Here is a 10,158-nt window from a genome sequence, read left to right as displayed (position 1 = left end):
ATGCAGGTTCAGCACCCGCATTCCCCATCTTGGCCAATACCGTAAACGACGTGGTTATTTCTACGGTCGCGCCTACCGCTGGGCGGTTGCCTTTCCCTTTGGCCAAGTCACCTTCCCAGTGACCAGGGATTAAGCGTCCTTCCACTTCAGGCGGCCTGTCATGGATGCCCACCCTACCAGGGATCTGGCCGCGCCTATCTTCACCACGAGACCGAGGGCGGCGTTTGGCATGCCCAAAACCTAACCAGCCTATCACTTCCGTGCGCAGCTCGCCACGAGCCATATGGGTGTGGTGAATGCAGATATTGCAGGAGCAAATATCTGTCCATGCAGTCGTAGGTACATCCTATTGCGCTAACAGCGTTTTTACAGGATTAAATGTCCGTCTATGAATGTCCAAACAACCAAATTTTTCAATTTCAGCGATATGCCGCTGAGTTCCATAACCTTTATGGATGTGAAAAGAAAAATCAGGGTATCGCTCGTGATACTTAACCATAATGGCATCACGGGTGACCTTGGCCAGTATGGACGCAGCGCTGATTGCTTTTATCTTACTGTCCCCTTTGACTAATGCACGGGCAGTGACGGTGAGATCAGGTAGCCTGTTGCCATCGACCAAAACCTGTTCCGGCAGCAAGGATAACCCCGTTATGGCTCGCTGCATTGCCAATAATGTGGCTTGAAGGATGTTTAAATAGTCGATTTCCGTAACGCTGGCTTGCGCTATCGAGTAACTTAGGGCGTGTTGCTTGATAAGTATGGCAAGGCGGTTCCGTTGGCATTCCGTGAGTTTTTTTGAGTCTGCCAAGCCCTCAATGGGGTGTGTGGGATCCAGTATTACCGCCGCAGCGACAACAGGCCCTGCAAGCGAGCCGCGACCCGCTTCATCGACACCGGCAATAATGCCGAAAAACCCTGCCTCGGTTAGGGAATCTTCAGATGTCACCTTGAATTCAATCCAAAAGGTTGTGCGTTTTACCTCAATATGCCCCGGCTGACACTACGTAAAAAATTGACCATCGCCGACAGTTCCTTGCTATCTCCTGCCAAGACTTCCATTTGGTCGATGGCATCTTCAAGGCGCAAGTTCATTTTATAGATCATCTTGTAAGCTTTCCGGATTAAGCGGATGTCTTCGGCAGATATGCCATTGCGTTCCATCCCTACAGAATTGATACCATGCGGTTTGGTCGGTTTGCCGCCCACCATGACAAAAGGCGGAATGTCCTGGGTTATGGCGCTGCCCATCGCTGCGAAACTATATTGGCCTATCTTGGTAAACTGATGCACCAAGGTAAAACCGCCCAATATGGCATGACTGTTCAGTTGCACATGTCCCGCCAGGGATGCGCCATTAGCCATAATAACGTGATTGCCAATGACGCAATCATGCGCGACGTGGGTATAAGCCATAAACAGATTGTCATTACCTATCTTGGTGACGCTTTGGTCTTGCTTGGTGCCCCTGTGCAAGGAAGAAAATTCACGAATCGTGTTCCGGTCGCCTATTTCCAGCCGGGTAGTCTCGGAGGCATACTTTTTATCTTGCGGGTCTTCGCCTATCGAGGAAAATTGATAAATCCGATTCTCTTTACCAATAGCGGTAGGGCCTTTTATGACAACATGCGAACCTAATACCGTACCCGAACCTATTTTTACCCCATAACCGATAACGCTGTACGGGCCTACGGAAACATCGCTGCCCAACTCGGCGCTGCTATCGATAATGGCTGTTGGGTGAATCAAGGTCAGGGCACCACCGCCGCACACCGGATTTGCGCGCTGGCGACAAAATCGCCATCCACCTCGGCACGGCAATCGAATGCCCAGATATTGCGTCTGCTCCTTATGAACAAAGCTTCCAGCATTAACTGGTCTCCGGGCACGACAGGCCGCTTGAATTTTGCCTTATCAATGCCAACCAGATAATAAATCATCCCGCCTAATTCATCCGAAGATTCCGAAGCCAGTAAACCAGTGGCCTGCGCTAACGCCTCCAGGATCAATACTCCCGGAAATATAGGTTTCTGGGGGAAATGGCCTTGGAAATAGGGTTCGTTATACGTCACGTTTTTCAGCCCTAGCAACCTAACACCGGGTTCGCACTCGATCACTTTATCAACTAGCAAAAAAGGGTAGCGATGAGGCAAAAACGCTTGGATCTCTAAGATATCTAATGTAATAGACATAAATTTTTAAGGCTTAACAATAAAGGGCAGGATAAAAGCCAATGGGGCGTAAAGAAGTTACTCTGGCAAAGTTGAAAGTTTTTGCTGCAACTGGCTGGTTATGTCCATCTGTGGACTGGAATAGATAACGCCATCAGTCAGGATCAAATCGAATTCTTGATCCTTGGCAATAGCGCGAATGGCTTCAACGATGCGGCGTTGCAATTTACCTAATTCATCATTGCGGCGGGCATTAAAGTCTTCACTGAATTCCTGCTGCGACCGTTTGGCATCCCGCCTTTTGTTCTGGATGTCATTTTCCAATCTGTTACGCTCCGAATCGCTCATGACAGAGGAATTTTTATTCAATTTTTCATCCATACCCTGGATTTCTTTTTGCTGGGCAACCAACTGATTATCACGGGGCTTAAACTCTTGTTCCAAACGTTTTTTTGCTTTTTCAGCTTGGGGCGCTTTTTCAAGAACCGCTGGAATGTTGACAACCCCAATCTTTAGGTCGGCAAAACCTACATTGGCCGCAAGTAATAATCCTAAAAATAATGCTATTTTCGTTTTCATCGTTGAATTGATCTCCAGTACTGTTAAAAAATATTTTCCAAAAAAAAATTATTGCAAGACACACAATATTCAGCGGTATTCATGATACCGATAAGATCAAACGCATGGAGCGCATGACTAGTTAATCAGGGAGAAACCGCAGTTTTCTACCTGATGAGCCCCATGATTTCATGGGGCTAACAACATTATTATTTCCAATCAGAGTTCTTCACCTTTCCTTAAAGGAAAAAGATCCGACACAAGATGATTGATCTGACTGCGCGACTAGAAAGTGGCGATTGTTGCATACATCCATTATGGACTGGTTAAATTATAGGGGATAAGCCTGCTAAACCAAAAATTTTTCATCTAACCCGCTAGTTTTAGCTGCCTTATCATCGTGTTAACACCGATAAGCTCTGGGATATACGCGAAAAATGGATACCGGTTAGACAGTTGCAATTTTAAAAATTTTGCCCGAAGTTGAATTGGAAAAATTCTGTTTGATCCGGTTGATCTGGATCATTCTTATCAGCATTTAGGGGTACAGCCGCACTGACTGACAAAGCCCCAAAGGGTGATAACCACTCGCCCGATAGGCCTGCTGAATATTTCATTCTGTTAAAGCCAAATCCGTTCTGGATTCTTCCGGCATCAAAAAATGCGCCTAAGCGGACAGATTTTGTCTCCGGTAAAAAAGGCACCGGAAAAAACAACTCGGCATTGCCGACGATCTTAGTGGAGCCGCCAAAAGGTCGGTTGGGAACCCCATCTATATGATCCCTTGGCCCAAGAGTATTGTTTTTGAATCCTCGCACGGAACCGGTACCGCCGCCGTAGTAATTCTCAAAAAATGGCAAATCACCCGTCTTGCCATAACCATCACCGTAGGCAATATCAGCTTGTAACTTGATCGTAAAGTCCGATGACAGAGGGAAATATTCCTGATGTTTATAGCTGACCTTATAATATTCTAGGTCACTGATACCCGGAAGGGTGGCTAAAGCAGATAACCGTTGTTGTCCGCCGCTACTCGGAAAAATGGCCCGGTTTAAGGTATCGTGCGTCCAGCCTATAGATGGCGCCAGAGTTAAATAGTTATCCCCATTCTCTATTACGAATTCCTCAATTTCATCAGATGAATTGGTTGCTTGTTTTAGCTTAGTGTGCCTCAGATCAGCACCAAACCGTAAATGGTCGAACTCGTTCAGTGGAATGCCAAAATCCATGCCCGCATTAGCGGTCGTCGTTGAATAATTGGCGATGTTTATCTGCCCTGCATTTCGATCCGTATAGCCCAGGTTATAACCCAAACTGACGCCGTCAGTCGTGAAATAGGGGTTAAAAAATCCGAACTGGTAGCTGGTCAAAAAATCACTGTTGTTAAAGGCAAGATTGACCCGTTTTCCTGAGCCAAATACATTATCCTGGGACAAGTTCGCATTAATCACAATGCCTTGTACCTGGGAATAACCGATACCCGCCGATAAATTTCCAGAAGATTTCTCGACGACTGAGTAATTGACATCAATCTGGTCAGCCGTGCCGGGAACCGGCGGCGTTTCGACATTTACCGTTTCAAAGTAACCCAACCGTTCAAGCCGCGTTTTTGAACGCTCAATTTTGGAACTGGATGCCCAACTGGATTCCATCTGGCGCATTTCGCGGCGCAGGACTTCATCGCGCGTTTTGGTGTTGCCGCTATAGTTAATACGGCGTACATAAACCCGTTTTCCGGGATCGACAAAAAAAGCCATGTCCACGGTTTTATTTGCCTCATGAATTTCTGGCACCATGTTGACATTGGCAAATGCGTAACCCTCGTCACCCAAACGATCCTGTATGGCTTTGGAGGTTTCCGTGGCATTTTTTCTGGAAAAAATTTCGCTAGGCCCGACCGTCATCAACTTAATAAGGTCTTCAGGCTTGACGACCAGGTTACCGGTCAGCTTGACTTTTTCGAGCGTATAAATATCGCCTTCCTTGACATTGATGGTGACATAAATATCTTTTTTATCCGGAGTTATGGCAACCTGGGTGGATTCAATGACAAAGTTGATATAGCCCCGATCTAGGTAATAAGAACGGAGCGTTTCCAGATCGGCAGACAGTTTTTGTTTGGAATACTGGTCATCTTTCGTATAAAACGACAAAAGATTGGTGGTGTTCAGCTCCAGCTTTTTCAACAAGGTTTTATCATCGAAGGTTTTATTGCCGACAATATTGATTTCCTTGATTTTAGTGACCCTGCCTTCGGAAATATTGATACGGATACCGACCCGGTTGCGGGTCAAGTTAGCCACTTCGGTTTTGATCTTTAAGCTGTATTTGCCATGACTAAGGTATTGGCGTTTTAATTCAAGCTCGACTTTGTCCAGTACCGAGCGGTCAAATATCTTGCCTTCAGACAAACCGATCTTGTCTAGCGCTTTAGTCAAGTCATCCTTGCTCAAGTCTTTGTTGCCTTCAAAAATAATTTTTGCAATCGAAGGACGTTCAACCACAATGACAATCAGTACCGTGCCTTCCCTTTCCAGCGTGACATCTTTAAAAAAACCGGTCTTGAATAAGGCCTTGATGGCCGGCCCCACATTGCTCAGGGAAAACCGCTCACCGACATTTACAGGAAGATAGTTGAATACCGTTCCCTCAGAAATGCGTTGCAATCCTTTTACTTGAATATCGCTGACAATGAACTCTTCGTCGCTTTTAACCGACTGGGAAACAAGTAGCAGGCCTATCAAAAAAAAACGTGCAAAACTGTGTAATTTCATTTAAGCCTAAAGAAACGCCATCGCCTACTATAAAAACTAGGGGATTATAATACAGTAAATATTAAATCTGCTTAAGCCCTGCTTATGGAAAAAGCCAAAACGTCATCGATAGCCGAGCTATTCGACAACAGCATCAGGATTCGATCCAGCCCTATGGCTATGCCGGAGCAGTCCGGCAAACCCGCATCTAATGCAGCCAGAAGACGTTTATCCTTGATTACAGCGGGGCGCTGTGTGTCCTGCCGGATAGCAATCTCTTTATCAAACCGTCGCTCCTGCTCTTTTACATCACTGAGTTCATAATAACCATTGCCTAATTCAACGCCATTGATAAATAGTTCAACCCGGTCGGTCACCAAAACATTGTGTCCGTTAATCCGGGCCAATGATGACAGACAAGCAGGATACCCATACACCATACATAAGGCATTATGCCCTAGGTGCGGCTGTATGCTATGACTGAAAATAAAATCCAACCACAGTACATGATCATACCCGCAGAGGGTTATCGCATCAGCAAGCCCGCTGCTCTGGGCATATCCGCAGTAATCCTCATAAGAAAACACCAAGGGATTCAAGCCGGTATATTTCTGAAAAAGGGTTTGATAACTGACCCTTTGCGCTGGTTGCAACGCTTGGATTCCATCAAACAATTCAGCGATCAATCCGTCCACTTCGTCCATTAACTGCGACAGGTTGTAACCGACGCGATACCACTCTAGCAGGGTAAATTCAGGATTATGGAAGCGTCCCGACTCGCCATTCCTGAAGGCTTTACAGATCTGGTAAATAGACCCGCACCCTGCAGCCAGTAGGCGTTTCATGGCAAATTCTGGGGAAGTCTGCAAAAACAGCGTTTGTTGCGTTGGCGACCAATGATATTCCGTCGTAAAAAAATCCAGTTGCGGGTCGGTACCTATCGCCGCGCCCAATAATGGCGTTTCCACTTCAAGGACTGACCTATGTGCAAAAAACTGGCGTATTTTCTGGAGCATTCGCGCCCTCGAGCGCAGCGACTCCAACGAACAGGTCGGTTGCCAATCACCCCTTAGTTCATCCAATCCTTATCCTAATTAAAAGCATTGCTGTTGAATGCAACAGAGACGATGGGAGAATTATACAAATCAAACTTTGTGTATTAACCACGAAAAACACGAAGGACACAAAGGTTTAATGTATTGAATTAACAAAATTATTTTCTTTCGTGTCCATCGTGCTCCGTGTGGTTATCCCTTATTATTCTTTTACCCGCGAGATATACTCAGCAGTACGAGTATCAACTTTAATGATTTCACCAATCTGGACAAACAAGGGCACCCGCACAACCGCGCCCGTTTCCAGTTTGGCAGGCTTGCCGCCACCGCCTGAGGTATCGCCTCGTACGCCCGGATCGGTTTCGGAGATCGCCAGCTCAACAAAATTGGCAGGGGTAACCGCCAGCGGCACATCGTTCCAAAGCGTGACGGTGCAGGAATCCTGGTCTTTAAGCCATTTACCCGCATCGCCGACAATTTTTTCATCGGCCTGATACTGTTCGAAAGTATCTGGCACCATAAAGTGCCGGAATTCGCCGTCGTTATAAAGGTACTGCATCTCCACATCAACGACATCCGCACCTTCGAGGGTTTCACCGGATTTAAAAGTCCGTTCGATGACCCGTCCGGTTTTGAGGTTCCTGATTTTGACCCGATTGAACGCTTGCCCCTTTCCTGGCTTTACGAACTCATTTTCAATAATTGCACACGGATCGTTGTCCATCATGACCTTTAATCCGGCTTTAAACTCACTAGTGCTATAGGCAGCCATTCTATCCTCGAATCGAATCAATAAACTAAATGGCGGCATTATATAATAGACGCTGACCTTGATAGAAACCTAAATACGTCCCTTCATGCCAGTTCAACTATCTGAAGCGTGCCATTTCGCCAAAAACTGGCAACAACAACTTTCAGAAGCCTTCACATCAATTGAAGACTTATGCGAATACCTGGAGCTATCCCTTGGAGATTTACCCATTTCAAGCGCTGCCAGCAAAAACTTTGCCTTGCGTGTTCCCTTGAGCTTTGCCGCAAGCATTGAAAAGGGGAATCCCGGCGACCCTTTATTACGGCAAGTGCTGCCCATTCGTGACGAATTGATTGATTATCCAAACTATAGCCATGATCCGGTCGGCGATCTTCAGGCCACTGTGCAACCTGGCCTGTTACACAAGTACCGAGGACGAGTTTTATTGATTAATACTGGCAGTTGCGCCATTAATTGCCGGTATTGTTTCCGCCGGAACTTCCCATATGGCGACTTACAACTCAGCAAACAACAAGAATCTGGTGTTATCGAAACCATCAAAACCGATCCAACGATTACCGAAGTCATACTAAGCGGCGGCGACCCCTTGTTGTTAAGCGATGCCAGGTTAGTGCATCTTATTCAGCAACTGGACACTTTAGATCAAGTCAAGCGGATCAGGATACACAGTCGTCTGCCCATCGTTTTACCGGCACGAGTGACTGATGATCTGATTAAGGTCTTAGTCAATTGCAGCAAACAAATGGTTCTCGTAGTCCATTCCAATCACGCTAACGAGATCAACGGACGGGTCATATCGGCCTGCAACTTGCTAAAAAGTAGCGGTATTACCTTATTGAACCAATCAGTGCTACTAAAGGGTATTAATGACAATATTGATACGCTGTGCGAATTAAGCGAGCAACTTTTCACCCTCGGCATTATTCCCTATTACCTGCACTTGTTGGATAAGGCCACGGGGACAGGCCATTTTGAAGTTTCCGAAGTCGAGGCTAAGGTTTTGATCAAGCAAGTGCAAAATATCCTTCCCGGCTATCTTGTCCCCAAATTAGTCAAGGAAGTCGCCGGAGCCGAGGCCAAGCAATACGTTCTTGCTGAAATGGTAAATTAGCAAACTTAAGGAAACTCTTAACAAGTTGATTCCATTCATGGTTCGATAAGCTCACCAGGAACGGAATCAACACAAACCGTTCGTCCTGAGCTTGTCGAAGGACTTGCTCAGAGAATCCTTAAATATTGAGTAATGGCAGGAAAAACCTAAGGTTTGGATTTCTTATTAGTAATCCCATGCGGCACATGGGCGGCGGCAACATGGACAGCCGCCGATTCGCAATGTCCTTTTTGGTCGTCAAAGAAAATATCCGCGCCAAACGCCTTCAAAAACGCCCCTTTGGGCATCCCTCCCAGGAATAGTGCCTCATCAATACGAATTCCCCAAGCCCTGAGCGTCCTGACCACCCGCTCGTGTGCGGGCGCTGCACGCGCCGTGACCAACGCTGTCCTGATGGGCGAAATCTCAGGGTCAAACTGCATTTGGATATGGTGCAGCCGCCCCAGGAAATCCTTGAACGGCCCACCCGGCAAAGGGTTTCTGGCTTCATTCCGTTCATTTTCGGCAAATACCGCCAAACCCTGCTCCTGATAAATCCGTTCAGAATCATCGGAAAACAACACCGAATCCCCATCAAAAGCGATACGCAGTTGTTGGCCTTGAGTGGCTGTGGAAGAGCCGCTCATAATGGTGGCCGCCGCAAAACCGGCATCCAGGGTCTTGACGACATCATCGGCATTCGCCGACAAAAACAAGTGTGCGCCAAATGCCGACATATACGCGTAAGGGGACACCCCGCTGGTAAAGGCGGCTCGTGTTATATTCAGTTTATGATGGGCAATGGAATTAAATATCCTTAACCCGGTATCCGCACTGTTTTGGGAGAGCAGGATGATTTCAAGCAATGGCTCATTAGGGCTGTTGCCGTTGATAGCCAGGAATTTTTTTACCAGGGAAAAACCATAACCCGGTTCCAAAACTTCATCTTCATGTTCTATCTGGTATCGACAAAATGCCTCTTTACCTTGTGTTTCAAAGACCGCATGGGATTTATCCAGATCAAATAAGGCCCGTGAAGATACCGCAACAACCAGCTTTTGCTTTTTCATATTCAGTGGATACCTCAAATTCCTGGAGCCAGACTGGAAAATCGGTCAAGCATTTAGGATAAACTTATTGTTAATCAAGTTTTTCCCGTTTGATGATAGAATTCTTTCAAACAACAACTCGAAAAATCATGCAACTTACCATTACTGCTTTAGGAAAACTCCACACACATTTTATCGCGGAAATACTGCCCACTATCCGTGATTGCAAATGTAACGTTTTGGAAATAAGGTCGTCGCGTTTAGGTCAGTCTACTGCCAGTTACCTGTTAATTCAAGGCAACTGGAACCAGATAGCCAAAGTTGAAAGCGCCTTGGACTTGCTCCAGAAACGCATGGAGATCAAGATTCACGCACTACGCACAGAAGCCAAAGAAAAAGGTAAAGAGTGTGTGCCTTATACACTGGAAACCATCTCCCTGGATAAGGAAAGCATCATTGAGTCCATCACCACCTTTTTGCTGGGCCATGACATTGAAATTGAGGAAATAACGGGCAGCTCTTACCAGGCTTCTTACGCCCAAACGTCTGTATTCTCGACCAAATTTGTGGTTTTGGTGCCCCCGCAGATCCACCTCTTATCGCTACGTGAAGAATTCCTGGATTTTTGTGATCACCTGAATATCGACGCCATTCTTGAACCCATAAAAAGATAGGTGTAACAATGGCTCAAACTAGTATTGGCAACAGTG

The 10,158-nt window shown here is 46.3% G+C and carries 10 protein-coding genes and 1 pseudogene; 2 read left to right on the top strand and 9 right to left on the bottom strand.

Annotated elements, in window-relative coordinates:
• From ACLQ6D_RS17420 to efp, 8 genes and pseudogenes are all read right to left on the bottom strand, one after another.
• A pseudogene (locus ACLQ6D_RS17420) lies at positions 1-274 on the bottom strand (transposase); the annotation flags it as partial.
• Positions 275-346: 72 nt separating this feature from the next.
• On the bottom strand, positions 347-949 hold the full coding sequence (gene rnhB, locus ACLQ6D_RS17415; protein ID WP_411728570.1) for a ribonuclease HII: 603 nt from the start codon (positions 947-949) through the stop codon (positions 347-349).
• A gap of 29 nt (positions 950-978) precedes the next feature.
• On the bottom strand, positions 979-1,755 hold the full coding sequence (gene lpxA, locus ACLQ6D_RS17410; protein WP_411728571.1) for an acyl-ACP--UDP-N-acetylglucosamine O-acyltransferase: 777 nt from the start codon (positions 1,753-1,755) through the stop codon (positions 979-981).
• Positions 1,752-2,192, bottom strand: coding sequence for a 3-hydroxyacyl-ACP dehydratase FabZ (gene fabZ / locus ACLQ6D_RS17405; protein WP_411728569.1), 441 nt, complete (start codon positions 2,190-2,192; stop codon positions 1,752-1,754). Before fabZ ends, lpxA begins: the two co-directional genes overlap by 4 nt.
• A 57-nt stretch (positions 2,193-2,249) precedes the next feature.
• Positions 2,250-2,750 carry an OmpH family outer membrane protein gene (locus ACLQ6D_RS17400; protein ID WP_411728568.1) on the bottom strand — a complete coding sequence of 167 codons (501 nt, stop codon included), beginning with the start codon at positions 2,748-2,750 and terminating at the stop codon, positions 2,250-2,252.
• A 443-nt stretch (positions 2,751-3,193) separates the two neighbouring features.
• Positions 3,194-5,503, bottom strand: a complete 2,310-nt coding sequence (bamA, locus tag ACLQ6D_RS17395) for an outer membrane protein assembly factor BamA (RefSeq protein WP_411728567.1) — start codon at positions 5,501-5,503, stop codon at positions 3,194-3,196.
• A gap of 71 nt (positions 5,504-5,574) precedes the next feature.
• Complete coding sequence (epmA, locus tag ACLQ6D_RS17390; protein WP_411728566.1) at positions 5,575-6,564, bottom strand: EF-P lysine aminoacylase EpmA; 990 nt, start codon at positions 6,562-6,564, stop codon at positions 5,575-5,577.
• 175 nt (positions 6,565-6,739) lie between these two features.
• Positions 6,740-7,309: an elongation factor P gene (efp, locus tag ACLQ6D_RS17385; protein WP_411728565.1), complete on the bottom strand. Its 570-nt coding sequence runs from the start codon at positions 7,307-7,309 to the stop codon at positions 6,740-6,742.
• A gap of 85 nt (positions 7,310-7,394) precedes the next feature.
• Here efp and epmB point away from each other — a divergent pair, with 85 nt between their 5' ends.
• Positions 7,395-8,420: an EF-P beta-lysylation protein EpmB gene (gene epmB, locus ACLQ6D_RS17380; protein ID WP_411728564.1), complete on the top strand. Its 1,026-nt coding sequence runs from the start codon at positions 7,395-7,397 to the stop codon at positions 8,418-8,420.
• A 146-nt stretch (positions 8,421-8,566) separates the two neighbouring features.
• On the opposite strand, the gene ACLQ6D_RS17375 is transcribed toward epmB, so the two are convergent.
• On the bottom strand, positions 8,567-9,469 hold the full coding sequence (locus ACLQ6D_RS17375) for a 5'-nucleotidase (protein WP_411728563.1): 903 nt from the start codon (positions 9,467-9,469) through the stop codon (positions 8,567-8,569).
• 128 nt (positions 9,470-9,597) lie between these two features.
• On the opposite strand from ACLQ6D_RS17375, the gene ACLQ6D_RS17370 reads away from it, so the two are divergent.
• Positions 9,598-10,122 carry a glycine cleavage system protein R gene (locus tag ACLQ6D_RS17370; protein ID WP_411728562.1) on the top strand — a complete coding sequence of 175 codons (525 nt, stop codon included), beginning with the start codon at positions 9,598-9,600 and terminating at the stop codon, positions 10,120-10,122.
• Positions 10,123-10,158: the final 36 nt, after the last annotated feature.

Origin of the sequence: Methyloglobulus sp. (assembly GCF_046714055.1) — a bacterium.
GTDB lineage: Bacteria > Pseudomonadota > Gammaproteobacteria > Methylococcales > Methylomonadaceae > Methyloglobulus.
Note: the sequence above shows the minus strand (reverse complement) of the source record. Positions and strands in the feature narration are given on the sequence as shown.

Excerpts from the sequence above, each read along its gene's own strand:
- fabZ (WP_411728569.1), bottom strand. The coding sequence starts at position 2,192 with ATGTCTATTACATTAGATATCTTAGAGATCCAAGCGTTTTTGCCTCAT.
- ACLQ6D_RS17400 (WP_411728568.1), bottom strand. The coding sequence starts at position 2,750 with ATGAAAACGAAAATAGCATTATTTTTAGGATTATTACTTGCGGCCAAT.
- bamA (WP_411728567.1), bottom strand. The coding sequence starts at position 5,503 with ATGAAATTACACAGTTTTGCACGTTTTTTTTTGATAGGCCTGCTACTT.
- efp (WP_411728565.1), bottom strand. The coding sequence starts at position 7,309 with ATGGCTGCCTATAGCACTAGTGAGTTTAAAGCCGGATTAAAGGTCATG.
- epmB (WP_411728564.1), top strand. The coding sequence starts at position 7,395 with ATGCCAGTTCAACTATCTGAAGCGTGCCATTTCGCCAAAAACTGGCAA.
- ACLQ6D_RS17375 (WP_411728563.1), bottom strand. The coding sequence starts at position 9,469 with ATGAAAAAGCAAAAGCTGGTTGTTGCGGTATCTTCACGGGCCTTATTT.
- ACLQ6D_RS17370 (WP_411728562.1), top strand. The coding sequence starts at position 9,598 with ATGCAACTTACCATTACTGCTTTAGGAAAACTCCACACACATTTTATC.